The 18,228-nt window shown below is 61.7% G+C and carries 15 protein-coding genes; 10 read left to right on the forward strand and 5 right to left on the reverse strand.

Annotation, left to right across the window (positions count from 1 at the left end):
* Window positions 1-31: 31 nt before the first annotated feature.
* A complete protein-coding gene (gene dcuC, locus ACNPAA_RS04850) occupies window positions 32-1,384 on the reverse strand; it encodes an anaerobic C4-dicarboxylate transporter DcuC (protein ID WP_161470009.1) in 1,353 nt (450 codons plus the stop codon).
* Between the two features lie 323 nt (window positions 1,385-1,707).
* Between dcuC and ACNPAA_RS04855 the strand changes: the two genes are divergently transcribed.
* Complete coding sequence (locus ACNPAA_RS04855) at window positions 1,708-2,313, forward strand: DUF922 domain-containing protein (RefSeq protein ID WP_045524720.1); 606 nt, start codon at window positions 1,708-1,710, stop codon at window positions 2,311-2,313.
* 118 nt (window positions 2,314-2,431) lie between these two features.
* Here ACNPAA_RS04855 and mnmC read toward each other — a convergent pair whose 3' ends face one another.
* Window positions 2,432-4,447 (reverse strand): bifunctional tRNA (5-methylaminomethyl-2-thiouridine)(34)-methyltransferase MnmD/FAD-dependent 5-carboxymethylaminomethyl-2-thiouridine(34) oxidoreductase MnmC, encoded by a 2,016-nt coding sequence (gene mnmC / locus ACNPAA_RS04860; protein ID WP_417891622.1) that lies wholly within the window; start codon window positions 4,445-4,447, stop codon window positions 2,432-2,434.
* 90 nt (window positions 4,448-4,537) lie between these two features.
* On the opposite strand from mnmC, the gene fabB reads away from it, so the two are divergent.
* Entirely contained in the window at window positions 4,538-5,749 is a 1,212-nt protein-coding gene (gene fabB / locus ACNPAA_RS04865) for a beta-ketoacyl-ACP synthase I (protein ID WP_151027721.1), read from the forward strand.
* A gap of 97 nt (window positions 5,750-5,846) precedes the next feature.
* Here fabB and ACNPAA_RS04870 read toward each other — a convergent pair whose 3' ends face one another.
* The 3 genes from ACNPAA_RS04870 to ACNPAA_RS04880 all read right to left on the reverse strand — a co-directional run bounded on the left by ACNPAA_RS04870 (window position 5,847) and on the right by ACNPAA_RS04880 (window position 8,163).
* Window positions 5,847-6,371, reverse strand: coding sequence for a GNAT family N-acetyltransferase (locus ACNPAA_RS04870; RefSeq protein ID WP_161470006.1), 525 nt, complete (start codon window positions 6,369-6,371; stop codon window positions 5,847-5,849).
* 97 nt (window positions 6,372-6,468) lie between these two features.
* Entirely contained in the window at window positions 6,469-6,783 is a 315-nt protein-coding gene (locus ACNPAA_RS04875; protein WP_045524724.1) for a DUF4377 domain-containing protein, read from the reverse strand.
* Window positions 6,784-6,876: 93 nt separating this feature from the next.
* Window positions 6,877-8,163, reverse strand: a complete 1,287-nt coding sequence (locus tag ACNPAA_RS04880) for a citrate synthase (RefSeq protein ID WP_010674492.1) — start codon at window positions 8,161-8,163, stop codon at window positions 6,877-6,879.
* 422 nt (window positions 8,164-8,585) lie between these two features.
* Here ACNPAA_RS04880 and sdhC point away from each other — a divergent pair, with 422 nt between their 5' ends.
* From sdhC to sucD, 8 genes are all read left to right on the forward strand, one after another.
* Window positions 8,586-8,975: a succinate dehydrogenase cytochrome b556 subunit gene (gene sdhC / locus ACNPAA_RS04885; RefSeq protein ID WP_029314418.1), complete on the forward strand. Its 390-nt coding sequence runs from the start codon at window positions 8,586-8,588 to the stop codon at window positions 8,973-8,975.
* On the forward strand, window positions 8,969-9,313 hold the full coding sequence (sdhD, locus tag ACNPAA_RS04890; protein WP_010674495.1) for a succinate dehydrogenase, hydrophobic membrane anchor protein: 345 nt from the start codon (window positions 8,969-8,971) through the stop codon (window positions 9,311-9,313). The genes sdhC and sdhD overlap by 7 nt, the downstream gene beginning before the upstream one ends.
* Before the next feature lies 1 nt (window position 9,314).
* Window positions 9,315-11,081, forward strand: coding sequence for a succinate dehydrogenase flavoprotein subunit (sdhA, locus tag ACNPAA_RS04895; protein ID WP_029314421.1), 1,767 nt, complete (start codon window positions 9,315-9,317; stop codon window positions 11,079-11,081).
* Between the two features lie 17 nt (window positions 11,082-11,098).
* Window positions 11,099-11,815, forward strand: coding sequence for a succinate dehydrogenase iron-sulfur subunit (locus ACNPAA_RS04900; RefSeq protein ID WP_010674497.1), 717 nt, complete (start codon window positions 11,099-11,101; stop codon window positions 11,813-11,815).
* Between the two features lie 114 nt (window positions 11,816-11,929).
* A complete protein-coding gene (gene sucA, locus ACNPAA_RS04905; RefSeq protein ID WP_010674498.1) occupies window positions 11,930-14,740 on the forward strand; it encodes a 2-oxoglutarate dehydrogenase E1 component in 2,811 nt (936 codons plus the stop codon).
* A gap of 88 nt (window positions 14,741-14,828) precedes the next feature.
* Window positions 14,829-16,022, forward strand: coding sequence for a 2-oxoglutarate dehydrogenase complex dihydrolipoyllysine-residue succinyltransferase (gene odhB, locus ACNPAA_RS04910; protein ID WP_042863770.1), 1,194 nt, complete (start codon window positions 14,829-14,831; stop codon window positions 16,020-16,022).
* Window positions 16,023-16,128: 106 nt separating this feature from the next.
* Complete coding sequence (sucC, locus tag ACNPAA_RS04915) at window positions 16,129-17,295, forward strand: ADP-forming succinate--CoA ligase subunit beta (protein ID WP_005300220.1); 1,167 nt, start codon at window positions 16,129-16,131, stop codon at window positions 17,293-17,295.
* Window positions 17,295-18,167, forward strand: a complete 873-nt coding sequence (sucD, locus tag ACNPAA_RS04920) for a succinate--CoA ligase subunit alpha (RefSeq protein ID WP_005300222.1) — start codon at window positions 17,295-17,297, stop codon at window positions 18,165-18,167. The genes sucC and sucD overlap by 1 nt, the downstream gene beginning before the upstream one ends.
* The last annotated feature ends 61 nt before the right edge of the window (window positions 18,168-18,228 follow it).

Raw genomic sequence — 18,228 nt, forward strand, 5'->3', positions numbered from 1 at the left:
CCAGCCCGGCGGCAGCCGGGCCGGTAAAGAGTCAGGCGGGAACCATGATCTGGGTGGTGAGGATCACTACCAGCAGGCCGACGGCCACCGGCAGCGAGGTACGTTTGACCACCTCGAACGGAGAGAGATTGCCCATCCCCGCACAGGCGACCACCACCCCGGAGACCGGCGAGATGGTGCGGCCGAGGTTGGATGCCTGCAGCATGGGGATCACCAGATAGGCCGGGTTGACGCCGAGGCTGGTGGCCAAATGGGGGATGAGCTCCACGAAGGCGTAGAAGGGGGCGTTGCCGGAACCCGTGGTAAAGGCCGCCAGGGTGGTGATGACCACCAGCACCAGCATGATGACGATGCCGCCGGTACCGAAGCTCTGGGCCAGATCCAGGAGGTTGGCGATGAAACCGAGCCCCATCAGACCCTGGGCAAAGACCCCGGCACCCACCAGCAGCATCACCACGCCGGCGAAGGCGTCGGCCATGTTGCGCCAGCACACCTGCAGTCCGTCCAGCAGCTCGCGGCCGTTGCGCTTGCGCACCAGCTCCAGCAGGGCGGCCAGCACCAGGCAGATGACGATGATGGTGACGATGTCGAGCTTGGGCCCCAGTTTGCCGTCAAACAGCAGCACACCGATGATGGGGGTGAAGGGCAGGATGGCGTAGAAGCCGGGGGCGTCGGTGACGAGATCGCTCGGGGCGACCGCGGCGTTGTGCTCCCCGGCCTTCTGATCCAGATAACGCTGCCAGAAGAAGTGGGTCACCGCCATGGCGGCGATGGCCACCAGGGAAATGGGCAGGGTCAGCTTGAAGGCAAACTCGATGAGCTCCATGTTCGCGGCCTGGGCGGCCATCACCACGTCCCCCGAGGTGGGGGAGAGGATGATGGCGGCCGGCGAGGCGCACACCGCCGCTGCCGCGCCACGGGAGATCCCCATGTTGACCATCAGCGGGAAGAGGGTGGCCATCAGCAGAACCCCGAGGCCAGTCGCGGAGCTCACCGCCAGCGACATGGCGCAGGCGACCAGATAGGCGGCCACCAGCAGGATGTAGGGGGACTTGATGACACCGAGGGGCTTGCTCGCGAGCTTCACCAGTATGGTGTTGGCGCCGATGTGGCTCATGTAGCCAGCAAAGCCGCACAGCACCATGATGAGCATGCCGAGGCCACCCCCCCTGTCGACCAGCAGGAAGCGCACGTATTCGAAGATGTCGGTGGCCATGTGGCCGGTGGAGGGGACGCTCGCCGGCAGCACCGCCTTGCCCATCAGGGCGGTGATCGCCAGCAGCAGCAGGCCGCCGCTGAGCAGTACCCCGGTGGCGGAGTAGCCCTTGAAGATGTAGCGACCCACGGCCAGGGTGACCAGGGTACCGATCAGGAGTTCTATCATAAAACCTTCCCAAGAGTTGAAGTGAGGGGGTGGCCTGCCAGGGCTCACCAGAGGGTTGCGCTGGACTATCCGGCATCGGCCAACAAAAACACTGCGGATATTACCCACTAAGGAGTATTTCACCATCCATTCGATGGCAGCTTGTGATCTCGACTGCAAATCCCCGCCTGAGCCGGGGTGATGACTCGCACGTTTGCAGTAACCGGGTGCCAAGAGCGGATGACAGGGGGCTGGATCAGGGGTAATCTCCCTATCGGGTTATTAATTCATTGATTATTAATTGAAATTAAGCCGGGACTCACAAGGAGCAAAGCCGCGGACAGATGGGACTCTTCAGCAAGACAGGGGTGACGGTGGCCCTCATTTATGCCGCCTCAATCGGTGCTGTACCTTCCCACTATGCCGGTGTGAAGGTCGCCCCCGATATCAAGGTCGACTTCCAGTTCTATCGGGTCTCCGGGGCCGATGTGGGGGCCGTGATGCGCCAGATCACCGCCTTGTCGCCCACCCAGGCGGACGGGCACATCGGCAAGGCCAGCTATCAGCTCTCCTGGCAGTTGCAGACGAAGGCGACGGCGACACGCTGCGAGCTGGAGCAGGCCAGCGTTCGTGCCCGCATCCAGGTCAGGGTGCCCAACTGGATGGACAAGGCCCGTGCGCCCGCGAAGGAGCGCCAGAAATGGGACAAGCTGGTGGCCGCCATGTTTGACTACGAGAGCCGTCACAAGGATATTCTGCTGGAGAGCGTGAGCCAGCTTGGCACGCGCCTCGCCCAGTTGCCGGTGACCCGGGATTGCCCAACCCTGGAGCATCAGGGCTGGCAGGCAGGGCAGGCGGTGCTGGAGGCAACCCGGGCGCGGTTCGACACCCTGGCCAGCCAGACCGATCAGGGGCGCAAGCTGGGGGTCGTCTGGCCCAGGGCTGGCTGATAACACGTGTACAGGCCCATGGCCACTCATGGGAAACATAAAAAAACGGGCTGATTGAGCCCGTTTTTTTGTTGGTGCGCCAATGGGGTGGAGGCGGGCAGCCCCGGCTCCTGGGTGGCTAGTCGCGCAGCGGTTTGCCCCTACGCAGTCTTCGCACCCAGTAGCGGGCGGGGTGGAGCGCCTCCAGCAGATCGGCGGCCAGCGGCAGGGGATCGCCGCAGATCTCGCTGGCGACCAGCTCGCCGCACAGGGGCGCCGAGCACAGACCCCGGGAGCCGAGCGCCCCCAGCACGTAGAGGCCGGCGTGCAGGGGCAGCGCGCTCTGCTGATCCGCGGGGGCGTTGACGTCATGATCCACCAGCGCCGCCAACCGGACGACGGGTCCGGCGACCGGCAGGTGATCCCGGCTGGCGCAGCGCACCCCCACCCGCGCCTGGTTGCCGCTCACATCCACCTCGGCAGGCCAGCGCTGATGGGGCACACAGGCTTGCAGCCGCGCCCTGTTCTGCTCCTGCTCGTCGGCGCGGTAGGCAAGATCGGTCTGGTTGCGGCCATAGCTGGCCCCGATGCAGTGCGCACCGTTGTGGGCCGGGGTGAGGTAGCCGTCGTAGCAGAGCACGGTCTTGAGCTGGCTCAAGCCAGCCGTGGTTGGCACATGGCTCACCTGGCCGCGCACCGGATAGAGCGGCAGCTCGGCAAAGGGGAGAAGGGCTGGCAGCTGATGCCCGGCTGCCACCACCAGATTGGGGGCACGCCACTGGCGGCCATCCCGGCTCTCCACTCGCCAACCACCGTCCTGCTCGGCAATGTGGGTCGCAGCGGCATTGAACACCACTTCCAGCCGCCCGCTGGCCTGCGCCTCCCTGATGGCGGCGCGGGTGAGATCCGCCGGACAGAGCCAGCCCCCCAGGGGATAGCTCACGCCATCCGCATCGCAGGGCAGGCCGACCACCTGCTCAACCTCCGCTGCCGAGAGTGGGTGCATCAGCTCAGGGGGGAAGGGGCCCTGACTCATCTTGGCAAGCTTGGCGGCGGATTTGTCGTCGTAGCCGAGTTGGGTGACGCCACACAGAGAGAAGGCGACGGGGTGGTGCTTTGCCAGGGCCAGCAGCCGGTTTCTGGCAAAGCCAAAGGCCAGCGAATAGAAGCGCGACAGGGCATCGTGCTCGCCGTTGAGCAGGGGGTAGAGCGCCCCCTGCCGATTGCCGGAGGCGCCGCTGGCCGGTTCGCCATCTTCGCACAGCAAGGTGACGTGCCGACCCCGCTCCACCAGAGAGAGCGCCGTCATGGCGGAAGCGATGCCGCCACCGATGAGCAGCACCTCTCCCTCCCGCCCTGCGGGGCGGGCATACCAGGGGGCGATGCTCTGCTGCGGCACTTTGCCTTCCCGAACACCCGCCAGCATCTCCCGCTTGCTGCCGTGGCCCTTCACCTTCTTCATGGCAAAGCCGGCGGCAATCAGCCCTCGTCGCACGAAACCGGCGCAGGTAAAGGTCGAGAGGGTGGCATCGGGGCGGGCGAGGCGAGCGAGATCGTCGAAGAGATCCTGGGTCCACATCTCTGGGTTCTTGGCAGGGGAGAAACCGTCCAGATACCAGGCGTCCACCAGACCGGTTGCCGGATGGGGCACCTGGGGCAGCATCTCCTTGATGTCGCCAAACCAGAGGTCGAGGCGGATGCGGCCATCGGCAAAGAGCAGGCGATGGCAGCCGGAGACCGGCAACGGCCACTGGTCGATGAGAGGCTGGCTCAAGGGGGCAAGCTCGGGCCAGGCGGCCAGGGCCTTGCGCAGATCGGCCTGGGTAAGAGGGTATTTCTCGACGCTGATGAAGTGCAGCCGGGATCCGTTGCCGGACAGGGGGGCCTGTTCCAGAAAGGCGGCCATTGTGGCCAGAAAGTTAAGTCCTGTACCGAAACCTGTTTCACCAATCACGAAACTGTCACTATCGTGGTGCGAAAATCGCTCTGGCAGTCGATTTTGCTGCAAAAAGACGTAGCGGGTTTCACTTAGACCGTTATCATTGGAAAAGTACACATCCCCGAACTCACTGGAGACTGGAGTTCCCGCTTCGTTCCAGTCCAATCGGGCATGATGTAAGGATGTTTGACTCACGTTTTCCTCGGCTCGCGTCACAAAATCGCGGGCATTCTACGTGAAAGCAGACCAGTTTGGCAGCCGAAAGCGGGTAGACTCGGTGCCAGTTTTTCCAGACGAGATGAATTAATGAGAAGAGCAGTGATCACCGGTATCGGCGTCATCTCCAGTATCGGCAACAATAAGGAAGAGGTACTGGCCTCCCTGAAAGCAGGCAAATCCGGCATCACCTATTCCGAGCAGTTCGAGCAGTACAACCTGCGCAGCCGTGTCTGGGGTAACATCAAACTCGATCCGTCTGAACTGATCGACCGTAAAGTCATGCGTTTCATGGGTGACGCCGCGGCCTACGCCTACCTCTCCATGCAGCAGGCCATCGAAGATGCCGGCCTGCCGGAAGAGATGGTCTCCAACGAGCGTACCGGCATCGTGACCGGTTCCGGCGGCGCCTCCGGCAAGAACACCTCCGAATCTGCCGATATCGCCCGTGAAAAGGGCGTCAAGCGGGTGGGTCCCTACATGGTGCCGCGTACCATGTCCTCCACCACCTCCGCCTGTCTTGCCACCCCGTTCAAGATAAAAGGTGTCAACTACACCATCAGCTCCGCCTGTGCGACCTCTGCCCACTGCATCGGTCACGCCCTGGAACTGATCCAGCTTGGCAAGCAGGACATCATCTTTGCCGGTGGCGGCGAGGAGCTGGACTGGTCTTCCACCATCCAGTTCGACGCCATGGGCGCGCTCTCCACCAAGTACAACGACAACCCGGAAAAAGCGTCCCGCACCTATGATGCGGACCGCGACGGCTTCGTCATCTCCGGTGGCGGCGGCATCCTGGTGGTCGAGGAGCTGGAACACGCCCTGGCCCGTGGTGCCCACATCTACGCCGAAATCACCGGTTACGGTGCGACCTCCGACGGCTACGACATGGTGGCCCCGAGCGGTGAAGGCGCCGTGCGTTGCATGAAGATGGCGATGCAGGGTGTCGGCAAGGTGGACTACATCAACACTCACGGTACCTCTACTCCGGTTGGTGACACCAAGGAGCTGGAAGCCATTCAGACCCTGTTTGGCAGCAATGCACCCAAGCTCTCCGCCACCAAGGCGATGACCGGTCATGCCCTGGGCGCCGCCGGCGTGCACGAGGCCGTCTACTCCCTGCTGATGATGGAACACGGCTTCATCGCCCCCAGCATCAACATCGAGAACCTGGACGAGAAGGCCGTGGGCCTGCCCATCGTACGCGAGTACGAAACCGCGGATCTCAATACCGTCATGTCCAACAGCTTCGGCTTTGGCGGTACCAACGCCTCTCTGGTGTTCAGCAAGTTCAAGGCTTGATCTCCCCGTCGGGAGCACAACGCGAAATAGAAAAAGGCGCCGAAAGGCGCCTTTTTTATTGAACTCTTTTTATTGAATTCTTTTTATTGAATTCTTTTTATTGAACTCTGCTGATGGTTCCCGGTTCGGGACCGCTGTCTGCCAGGGGCAACCGCATATAGACAGCCCCGTCACCATACTCCACCAGCGATTTGCCGGTGTCGGCGGGCACAAACCCCTGCTTGCGCCAGAAGGCGGGGGCATCCTGAACCGCCACCAGGCCTGCATGGCGATATCCTGCATGGCTCGCGAAAGCGAGCGCCCTTGCCAGCAGTCGCTGTCCGACACCCAGGCCGCGTGCCTTGCTCGAGACAGCGAGATCGTGCAGATAGAACTCGTCGTGGCCGGCCAGCGCCTTCATCGGCACCGAGAGGGGCGGGGGCTGGTGGGCACGCCAGGGGTGGCAGAGCAGGTAACCCAGCACTTTGCCCTGACGCTCGGCCACCCAGCAGGAGGCGGGGGCCAGCTGGGTCTTGCTCTGCATCACCTCGAGGGACTCGGGTTCAAACTGGTGATAACACTCGTGCTGGATGGCCATGATGGCGGGCCAGTCTGGCGTGCGGATGGTGCGGATCGTGATCATGATGCGGGTCGGGTCCGTACTCAAACCGTGGCAAAAAGGGGTGACAGCATACCCCAGAGAGCACACAAACGAAACCGGGTCACCTGTCAGCGACTCGTCAGCGAACCGGTTCCTTGCTCACGATCTTGACCAGCTGGTAGCGCAAGGAAGGGGCATCGGCCGGCACATCGGCAAGTTGCTCCCTGGTCACTTCCAGCTGGTAGCGGTAGCCCGGCTCGAAGGTGAAGCCTTCGATCTGCTGATAGAAGAGGCTCCAGCTCTCGCCCGGCTGACTGCGTACCTGCATGCACTTCATGGGGGCGACACCGACGCAGTCTGCCAGCTTGTCCTGGATATAGAGGGTTTCGGTGGTCGGGGCGCTCTGGCAGGCGCTGAGCAGGAGGGCGGAGCTGAGGAGCAGGGGAGATTTCATGATGAATGTCCTTGGCGTAAAAGGGCGCGATTAAACCTGCAAAAGAAAAGGCGGTCAATGACCGCCTTTGTAACAAACCATGACAGATCGGGCTCAGCGCTGGTCGAGGGGCACGAATTCGCGCAGGGGCTGACCGGTGTAAAGCTGACGGGGACGGCCGATCTTCTGATCCGGGTCCGAGTGCATCTCGTTCCAGTGGGCAATCCAGCCGATGGTGCGGGAAATGGCGAAGATCACGGTGAACATGGACATGGGGATGCCGATGGCCTTCATGATGATGCCGGAGTAGAAGTCCACGTTCGGGTAGAGCTTCTTCTCGATGAAGTAGGGGTCGGACAGCGCGATGCGCTCCAGCTCCATGGCCACGTCCAGCAGCGGATCCTTGATCTGCAGCTCGGTCAGTACCTCGTGGCAGGTTTCGCGCATCACGGTGGCACGGGGATCGTGGTTCTTGTAGACCCGGTGACCGAAGCCCATCAGACGGAACGGATCGTTCTTGTCCTTGGCGCGGCCGATGTACTCGGGAATGCGATCCACGGAGCCAATCTCTTCGAGCATCTTGAGGCAGGCTTCGTTGGCACCACCGTGGGCCGGGCCCCACAGGGAGGCGATCCCCGCGGCGATACAGGCAAACGGGTTGGCACCGGAAGAGCCGGCCAGACGCACGGTGGAGGTGGAGGCGTTTTGCTCATGGTCCGCATGCAGGGTGAAGATGCGGTCCATGGCGCGCTCGACGATGGGGTTGACCTTGTACTCTTCGGTCGGCACGCCAAACATCATGTGCAGGAAGTTGCCTGCATAGGAGAGGGCGTTGCGCGGCTGCATGAAGGGCTGGCCGATGGAGTACTTGTAACACATGGCGGCCAGGGTCGGCATCTTGGAGAGCAGACGGAAGGCACAGATCTCGCGATGCTCCTCGTTGTTGATGTCGAGGGCGTCGTGATAGAAGGCGGACAGTGCGCTGACCACGCCGCACATGACGGCCATGGGGTGGGCGTCGCGGCGGAAGCCACGGAAGAAGAAGGCGATCTGTTCGTGCACCATGGTGTGGCGGGTGACCAGACGTTCAAATTCCGCATATTGGGTCTTGGTGGGGGCCTCGCCGTACAGCAGGATGTAGCAGACTTCGAGGTAGCTGGCCTGGGTGGCCAACTGGGCGATGGGGTAACCGCGGTGCAGCAAGACACCCTGGTCGCCATCGATGTAGGTGATGGAAGATTTGCAAGAACCGGTGGCCATGAAGCCGGGGTCGAAGGTGAAATATCCTTGCGTGCCCAGCTTTCTGACATCGATCACATCGGGTCCAACGGTACCGGAGAGGATCGGCAGTTCAACCGGCTCTTTTCCGGGCAGATGTAGGGTGGCTATCTTATCAGCCATAGCACGTCTCCTTTGCTCTTTTATAATTGGTTCCAGCCCTACTTTATTACGACTGTTATGACGCTGGCAAAGGTTCTTACCCGTACCACGGCGGCTGGAGCGCCTTATTTGAACCAGAGAACCATGTCTTTGTCAATTTTGCTGGATGATCATTAATGACTTGTTAAAGCTGTTGTGAGATCTGGTTTACGGTTTTGGATTTTCTGTGTAGCTATTTGATTGTCATTGGTTAAGGCCGCCGATATAATGCGCCACGTGGGTGATGGTCGTCGGTGTTTGAAACGCTTTCGCAAAGCCAGATGTGATATCGAAAATGTTATTTTTGGCTTTCCTGAGTTGTTTTGGTAACAAAAACCTAACAAATGCCACTCCTCGCCCTCAAAGCGTGTGAAAACAATAACTAACGTGCTCAATGGAGCTGAGTGGGCAAAGCCGTGAAAAACAAACAGAGACCTGTAAACCTCGACCTACAGACGATCAGCTTTCCTGTCACCGCCATCGCTTCCATCTTGCATCGTGTCTCAGGGGTCATCACCTTTGTGGCATTGGCCATCTTGCTGTGGATGCTTGGTACTTCACTCGCCTCTCCCGAAGGATTTGAATCGGTCGTTGCCATCATGGACAACTTCCTGGTCAAGTTCGTGCTGTGGGGGATCCTGACCGCGCTGGCTTACCACATCGTGGGCGGTCTGCGGCACCTGGTCATGGACATGGGCTATTGGGAAGAGCTGGAATCCGGTAATCAGAGTGCCCGTGTGGCCTTCGTGATCACCGCGGTTTTGGCGGTATTGGCGGGGGTGCTGGTATGGTAACCAATTCTGCAACTTTCGGGCGCAGCGGTGTTCATGATTACATCCTGATCCGCGCCACCGCCCTCATCATGACGTGCTACGTCCTCTATCTGGTTGGCTTTGTCGCGTTCAACGACATCACCTACGAGGTGTGGACCGGCTTCTTCTCCAACACCTTCACCAAGGTCTTCACCCTGCTGACGCTCGTATGCGTCTTGATCCACGCCTGGATCGGTCTGTGGCAGGTGCTGACCGACTATATCAAGCCGGTCGGACTGCGCGGTGCGCTGCAGTTTGTGCTGGTGGTGGTGCTGTTTGTCTATGTGATGACTGGTTTCGTCGTGCTGTGGGGTGTGTAAGGTGACTATTCCAACTCGTGAATTTGATGCGGTCGTGATCGGTGCCGGTGGCGCCGGTATGCGCGCCGCGCTGCAGATTGCCCAGTCCGGCAAGAGCTGCGCCCTGTTATCCAAGGTTTTCCCGACCCGTTCCCACACGGTCTCCGCCCAGGGCGGGATCACGGTCGCCCTGGGCAATGCCCACGACGACAACTGGCAGTGGCACATGTATGACACCGTCAAGGGCTCCGATTATATCGGTGATCAGGAAGCCATCGAGTACATGTGCAAGACCGGCCCCGAGGCCATCTATGAGCTGGAGAACATGGGCTTGCCTTTCTCCCGCTTTGACAACGGTACCGTCTACCAGCGTCCGTTCGGCGGTCAGTCCAAAAACTTCGGCGGCGAGCAGGCTGCCCGCACCGCGGCGGCAGCCGACCGTACCGGTCACGCCCTGCTGCACACCCTGTATCAACAAAACGTCAAGAACAAGACCACCGTCTTCTCCGAGTGGTATGCCCTAGATCTGGTGAAGAACCAGGATGGCCATATCGTCGGCTGTACCGCCATCGACATGGAGAGCGGCGAGGTCGTCTACTTCAAGGCCAAGGCCACCGTGCTCGCCACCGGCGGCGCCGGTCGCATCTACCAGTCCACCACCAACGCCCACATCAACACCGGTGACGGCGTCGGCATGGCGCTGCGTGCCGGGGTCGGCGTGCAGGACATGGAGTTCTGGCAGTTCCACCCCACCGGTATCGCCGGGGCAGGGGTACTGGTCACCGAAGGTTGCCGTGGTGAAGGCGGCTACCTGCTGAACAAGGACGGCGAGCGCTTCATGGAGCGTTATGCACCAAACGCCAAGGATCTGGCCGGTCGCGACGTGGTGGCCCGTTCCATCATGATCGAGATCCGCGAAGGCCGTGGCTGTGACGGTCCCTGGGGCCCGCACATCAAGCTCAAGCTGGATCATCTGGGCAAAGAGGTGCTGGAATCCCGCCTGCCGGGCATCTGCGAGCTCTCTCGCACCTTCGCCCACGTGGATCCGGTCAAAGAGCCCATCCCCATCATCCCGACCTGCCACTACATGATGGGCGGCGTGCCGACCAGCGTGAACGGCCAGTGCCTGACCCAGGACAAGGATGGCAACGACGTGCCGGTGGTCGGTCTGTTCGCGGTGGGCGAGATCGCCTGCGTCTCCGTGCACGGTGCCAACCGTCTGGGCGGCAACTCCCTGCTGGATCTGGTGGTGTTCGGTCGTGCTGCCGGCATGCACCTGGTGGAGACCCTTGGTTCGATGGAGCACGGTGTGGAAGCCACCGACGCCGACATCGCCAAGGCGCTGGAGCGCTTCAACCGCTGGGAAAACAACCGTGACGGGGAAGACCCGGCCCAGATCCGCAAGGATCTGCAGCGCTGCATGCAGAACAACTTCTCCGTGTTCCGGGAAGGGGATGCCATGGCAGAAGGGCTGGCCGAGCTGAAACTCATCCGCGAGCGTCTCAAGAACGCCCGTCTGGACGACACCTCCAAGGAGTTCAATACCCAGCGCATCGAGTGCCTGGAGCTGGACAACCTGATGGAGACCGCCTATGCCACCGCGGTGGCGGCGAACTTCCGTACCGAGAGTCGTGGCGCCCACAGCCGCTTCGACTTCCCGGAGCGTGACGATGAGAGCTGGCTGTGCCACAGCCTCTATCATCCGGACACCGAGTCCATGACCCGTCGCGCTGTCAACATGTCACCCAAGACCCGTGAGGCGTTCCCGCCCAAGGTCCGGACTTACTGATTGCGGAGCCAAGCACAATGAACGTCACATTCTCTGTCTACAGATACAATCCGGACGTTGATAACGTCCCGTATATGAAGGATTATCGTCTTGATATTCCTGAAGGTTCCGACATGATGGTGCTCGACGCACTGATCCAGCTCAAGGAGCTGGATCCCACGCTCGCCTTCCGCCGCTCCTGCCGCGAAGGGGTCTGTGGATCTGACGGTCTCAACATGAATGGCAAGAACGGTCTGGCCTGCATCACGCCGCTCTCCGATCTCTTGAAGAAGGGCAGCAAGGTCGTCATTCGACCCTTGCCCGGTCTGCCGGTGATCCGGGATCTGGTGATCGACATGACCCAGTTCTACACCCAGTGGGAGAAGGTCAAACCCTTCCTCATCAACGACGAAAAACTGCCGCCCGTGCGTGAGCACCTGCAATCCCCCGAAGAGCGCGCCAAGCTGGATGGCCTGTACGAGTGCATACTCTGTGCCTGCTGCTCCACCTCTTGCCCCTCCTTCTGGTGGAACCCGGACAAGTTCATCGGTCCGGCCGGCCTGCTCGCCGCCTATCGCTGGCTGGCGGACAGCCGCGACACTGCGGCCAGTGAGCGACTGGGCAACCTGGATGACGCCTTCAGCGTGTTCCGCTGCCACGGCATCATGAACTGCGTGAACGTCTGTCCCAAGGGCTTGAACCCGACCAAGGCCATCGGTCAGATCAAGTCGATGTTGCTCAACCGGGCCGTGTAGTATCGGGGCCAGGGCGCCTTGCGCCGGGCCCGACCTCTGGATAGCCATCCCGCCCCGGGATGGCTATGACCCTACAAGCTGCAGTGCAGCGAACAAGATGTACAAGGGATAGAAATGCATAACGGCGTGATGAAGGCCTGGTTGGAGTCATCTCACCTGGCTGGTGCGAATGCAAGCTACATTGAGGATTTGTACGAATCCTTCCTGGAAAACCCCGACTCCGTTGCCGACGAATGGCGCAGCCTGTTCCAGTCGCTGCCCCAGGTCAACGGACATGCAGTAGAACAACCCCACTCCCAGGTTCGCGACTATTTCCGCCGCCTGGCCAAGGACTCCTCCCGTTACAGCGCTCCCGTCTCCGATCCCCAGGTGGATGCCAAACAGGTTCGCGTACTGCAACTGATCAACGCCTTCCGCTTCCGCGGTCACCAGAACGCCAACCTGGACCCTCTGGGTCTGTGGCAGCGCGAGCCGGTCGCCGAGCTGGATCCGGCCTTCCACAACCTGCAAGGTGCAGACATGGAGGCCACCTTCAATGTGGGCTCCTACGCCATCGGTCGCGAGACCATGGTGCTCTCCGATCTGTATGCCTCGCTGAAGAAAACCTATTGCGGCAGCATCGGCGCCGACTACATGCACCTTACCTCCACCGAGGAGAAGCGCTGGCTGCAAGACAGGCTGGAATCCATCGAAGGGAAGGGCAACTATACCCTCGAAGAGAAGACCCGCTTCCTCGAGAGCCTGACCGCCGCCGAAGGGCTGGAAAAATACCTGGGTGCCAAGTTCCCGGGGGCCAAGCGTTTCTCCCTGGAAGGGGGCGATGCCATGGTGCCCATGCTCAAAGAGCTTATTCGCCGCGCAGGTGAGCAGGGTTGCAAGGAAGCCGTCATCGGCATGGCCCACCGCGGTCGCCTCAACGTGCTCATCAACGTACTGGGCAAGCGCGCCCAGGACCTGTTCGACGAGTTCGCCGGCAAGCACGGCGAATCCTGGGGCACAGGGGACGTGAAGTACCACATGGGCTTCTCCTCCGATTTCGCCACCCCGGGCGGCAACGTCCACCTGGCGCTGGCGTTCAACCCGTCGCACCTCGAGATCGTCAACCCCGTGGTCATCGGCTCCGTGCGTGCCCGTATGGACCGCCGCGGTGACAAGGACGGCTCCAGCGTCCTGCCCATCACCATCCACGGTGACTCCGCCATCGCGGGGCAGGGGGTCGTTGCCGAGACCTTCAACATGTCCCAGACCCGTGCCTATGGCGTGGGTGGCACGGTGCGCATCGTCATCAACAACCAGGTAGGCTTCACCACCTCCTATATCCGTGACCTGCGCTCCACCGAATATTGCACCGACATCGCCAAGGCGGTGCAGGCCCCTGTGCTGCATGTCAACGGGGATGACCCGGAAGCCGTGGTGCTGGTGACCCAGATCGCCCTGGATTACCGCAACACCTTCAAACGCGACGTGGTGATCGAGCTGGTCTGCTACCGTCGTCACGGCCACAACGAGGCTGACGAGCCGAGCGCGACCCAGCCCCTGATGTATCAGAAGATCAAGCAGCACCCGACCCCGCGCAAGATCTACGCCGATCAGCTGATCGCCGAAGGAGCCATCGCACCGGAGCTGGCCACCACGCTAGTCAACGACTATCGCGACACCCTGGATCGGGGCGAGCGGGTGAGCAAGGAGTGGCGCCCCATGGAGCTGCACTCCGTGGACTGGACGCCGTATCTGGGTCACGACTGGGCCATGGCCTATGACAGCACTGTGCCCATGGATCATCTGAAGGCCCTGGGTGAGCGCATCAGCCAGTACCCGGCGACCCATGTGCTGCAACGCCAGGTCGAGAAGATCTACGAAGACCGTCGCCTGATGGCCGCCGGTGAGAAGCTGGTGGACTGGGGCTTTGCCGAGACCCTGGCCTACGCCACCCTGGTGGACAAGGGATCCCGCATTCGCTTTACCGGGGAAGACTCCGGCCGCGGTACCTTCTTCCATCGCCACGCCGTGCTGCACAGCCAGACCGATGCCAGCACCTACACCCCGCTGTGCAACTTGCACGACGAGCAGGGCCCGTTTGAAGTCTATGACTCCGTGCTGACCGAGAACGCGGTCCTGGCGTTCGAGTATGGCTACGCCAGCGCAGAGCCGGCCGGTCTCACCATCTGGGAAGCCCAGTTCGGTGACTTCGCCAACTGCGCCCAGGTGGTGGTGGACCAGTTCCTCTCCTCCGGCGAGCAGAAGTGGGGCCGGATGTGCGGCCTGACCATGCTGCTGCCGCACGGTTACGAGGGTCAGGGCCCGGAGCACTCCTCCGCCCGTCTGGAGCGTTACCTGCAGATGTGCGCCCAGCACAACATGCAGGTGTGCGTGCCCTCCACCCCGGCGCAGGTGTTCCACATGCTGCGTCGTCAGGTGGTGCGCCCCATGCGCCGTCCGCTCATCGTGATGACGCCCAAATCCCTGCTGCGCCACCCGCTGGCGGTGAGCAAGCTCGAAGAGCTGGCAGAGGGCACCTTCCAGAACGCCATCGGCGAAATCGATGCGCTGGATCCCAAAGGCGTCAAGCGCGTGGTCTTCTGCTCCGGCAAGGTTTACTACGACCTGCTCGATGCCCGTCGCAAGGCCGAGCAGCAGGACGTGGCCCTGGTACGGATCGAGCAGCTCTACCCCTTCCCGGAAGAGGAAGTGCGCGCCATCCTGGCCGATTACAGCCATGTCACCGACTTCGTCTGGTGTCAGGAAGAGCCGCAGAACCAGGGCGCCTGGTACAGCACCCGTCATCACTACGACAGCGTGCTGCCAAGCCATGCCCGTCTGCGTTATGCCGGTCGCCCGGCCTCGGCCTCACCGGCCGTCGGTTACATGTCCGTCCACGCCAAGCAGCAAAAAGCCCTGGTGGAAGACGCCCTTACCCTGGAATGAACGAGTTGTGGATGAGGAGGGCCCGTGTCGGGACCCTCTCTGACCTGGAACAAGCCTGCTGGCCAAGAAGTAACAAGGAACTGATTACATGACTATCGAGATCAAGGTACCGGACCTGCCGGAATCAGTGGCGGATGCCACCATCGCGACCTGGCACAAGAAACCGGGTGATCTGGTTGCCCGTGACGAAGTGCTGGTTGACATCGAAACCGATAAAGTCGTGCTGGAAGTGCCCGCGCCGGAAGCCGGCGTACTGGGCGACATCCTGCAGAGCGAAGGGGCCACCGTGCTCTCCCGCCAGCTGATCGCCATGCTCAAGCCGGCCCCCGTTGCCGGTGAAGCGACCAGCGAAAAGCCGGTGGAAGCCGTGGCCGATGACGCTGCCGATGGCCTGAGCCCTTCCGTGCGCCGCATGGTGGCCGAACACGACATCGACGTCGCCAAGCTGACCGGCACCGGCAAGGGTGGTCGTGTCACCAAGGAAGACGTGGAAGCCTTCATCAAGAATCTGGGCAAGGCTCCCGTGGCTGCGCCGACTGCTGCCGCTCCCGTGGCTGCCGCACCGGTTGCGCCGCTGGCCGGTCGCACCGAGAAGCGTGTGCCCATGACCCGTCTGCGCAAGCGCATCGCCGAGCGTCTGCTGGAGGCCAAGAACACCACCGCCATGCTGACCACTTTCAACGAGATCAACATGGCGCCCATCATGAAGCTGCGCAAGCAGTACGGCGAGATCTTCGAGAAGAAGCACGGCATCAAGCTCGGCTTCATGTCCTTCTATGTGAAGGCCGTGGTCGAATCCCTCAAGCGCTACCCGGAAGTGAACGCGGCGCTGGACGGTGACGACATCGTCTACCACAACTACTTCGACGTCAGCATCGCCGTCTCCACCCCCCGTGGTCTGGTGACCCCGGTGCTGCGTGACTGCGACAACATGAGCCTGGCGGACATCGAGAAGGCCATCAAAGACCTGGCCGGCAAGGGCCGTGACGGCAAGCTGACCGTGGATGAACTGACCGGCGGCAACTTCACCATCACCAACGGTGGCGTGTTCGGCTCCCTGATGTCCACCCCCATCATCAACCCGCCCCAGAGCGCCATTCTGGGCATGCACAAGATCCAGGACCGCCCCATGGCCGTCGACGGCAAGGTCGAGATCCTGCCGATGATGTACCTGGCGCTCTCCTACGATCACCGCATCATCGACGGCCGCGAGTCCGTGGGCTTCCTGGTCTCCATCAAGGAGCTCCTGGAAGACCCGACCCGTCTGCTGCTGGATGTCTGAGCAAGCGTGACTGAAAGATAACGAGGGGCCGCCCAGGCCCCCATTCACAGGGGATTGAGAAACACGAGCCCCGGACGGAAATACCTACAACACGGATAGAGCATCTATGAATCTGCATGAATATCAGGCAAAACAGCTGTTTGCCGAGTATGGCCTGCCGGTCTCCGAAGGTTATGCCTGTGCCACCCCGCAGGAAGCGGCCGAAGCGGCCGACAAGATTGGCGGCAATACCTGGGTCGTCAAGTGCCAGGTCCACGCCGGTGGCCGCGGTAAAGCGGGCGGCGTCAAGCTGGCCAAGAGCAAGGACGAGATCCGCGCCTTTGCCCAGAACTGGCTCGGCAAGAACCTGGTGACCTATCAGACTGACGCCAATGGTCAGCCGGTTACCAAGATCCTGGTGGAGTCCTGCACCGACATCGCCAAGGAACTGTACCTGGGCGCCGTGGTCGACCGTGGCTCTCGCCGCGTGGTCTTCATGGCTTCCACCGAAGGTGGTGTGGAGATTGAGAAAGTCGCCCACGAAACCCCGGAACTCATTCACAAGGCTGCCATCGATCCCCTGGTAGGCCCGCAGCCCTACCAGGCCCGCGAGCTGGCCTTCAAGCTGGGTCTGGTCGGCGATCAGATCAAGCAGTTCACCAAGATCTTCATGGGCCTGGGCCAGATGTTCCTGGACTGCGACTTCGCCCTGCTGGAGATCAACCCCCTGGTCATCACCGACAAGGGCAACCTGCACTGCCTGGACGGCAAGATCAACATCGACGCCAACGCCCTGTACCGTCAGCCCAAACTGCGCGAGATGCACGATCCGTCCCAGGATGACCCTCGCGAAGCGCACGCCGCCCAGTGGGAGCTGAACTATGTGGCGCTTGATGGCAACATCGGCTGCATGGTCAACGGCGCGGGTCTGGCCATGGGCACCATGGACATCGTCAACCTGCACGGCGGTTCCCCGGCCAACTTCCTGGACGTCGGCGGCGGTGCCACCAAGGAGCGCGTGACCGAGGCCTTCAAGATCATCCTCTCCGACAGCAAGGTACAAGCCGTGCTGGTCAACATCTTCGGCGGCATCGTGCGCTGCGACATGATCGCAGAAGGCATCATCGGCGCCGTGAAGGAAGTGGGGGTGAAAGTGCCCGTGGTGGTGCGTCTGGAAGGCAACAACGCCGAACTGGGTGCCCGTAAACTGGCCGACAGCGGCCTCAATATCATCGCCGCAACGAGTCTGACTGACGCAGCTCAGCAAGTGGTAAAAGCAGCGGAGGCCAAATAATGAGCGTTCTGATCAACAAAGACACCAAGGTGATCTGCCAGGGCTTTACCGGCGGTCAGGGTACCTTCCACTCCGAACAGGCGATTGCCTACGGAACCCAGATGGTCGGCGGCGTCTCCCCGGGCAAGGGCGGCACCACTCACCTCGGCCTGCCGGTGTTCAACACCGTCCGTGACGCCGTGGAAGCCACCGGCGCCACTGCCTCCGTCATCTATGTGCCGGCCCCGTTCTGCAAGGACGCCATCCTGGAAGCCATCGATGCCGGCATCAAGCTCATCGTCACCATCACCGAAGGCATCCCGACCCTGGACATGCTGGACGTCAAGGTGAAGCTGCAGGAAACCGGCGTGCGCATGATCGGGCCCAACTGCCCGGGCGTCATCACCCCGGGTGAGTGCAAGATCGGCATCATGCCCGGCCACATCCACAAGCCGGGCAAGGTGGGCATCGTCTCCCGCTCCGGCACCCTGACCTACGAAGCGGTCAAGCAGACCACGGACGAGGGCTTCGGCCAGTCCACCTGCGTCGGTATCGGTGGCGACCCCATCCCGGGTTCCAACTTCATCGACATTCTGGAGATGTTCCAGAACGACCCGCAGACCGAAGCCATCGTGATGATTGGCGAGATCGGCGGCAACGCCGAGGAAGACGCGGCGGCCTACATCAAGGCTCACGTCACCAAGCCGGTGGTCTCCTACATCGCGGGCGTCACCGCCCCGGCTGGCAAGCGCATGGGTCATGCGGGCGCCATCATCGCCGGTGGCAAAGGCACCGCGGCCGAGAAATTTGCCGCCCTGGAAGATGCCGGCGTGAAAACCGTGCGGTCGCTCGCCGATATCGGCAAGGCCCTGCGTGAAGTGACCGGCTGGTAAGTTAGCCTGTTATCTCAGATAGCAAAATGCCGCCCTAGGGCGGCATTTTTTATGTTGTTTT

The organism is Aeromonas sp. PS2Canimalfood6 (assembly GCF_048276795.1).
Classification (GTDB): Bacteria; Pseudomonadota; Gammaproteobacteria; order Enterobacterales; family Aeromonadaceae; genus Aeromonas; species Aeromonas caviae.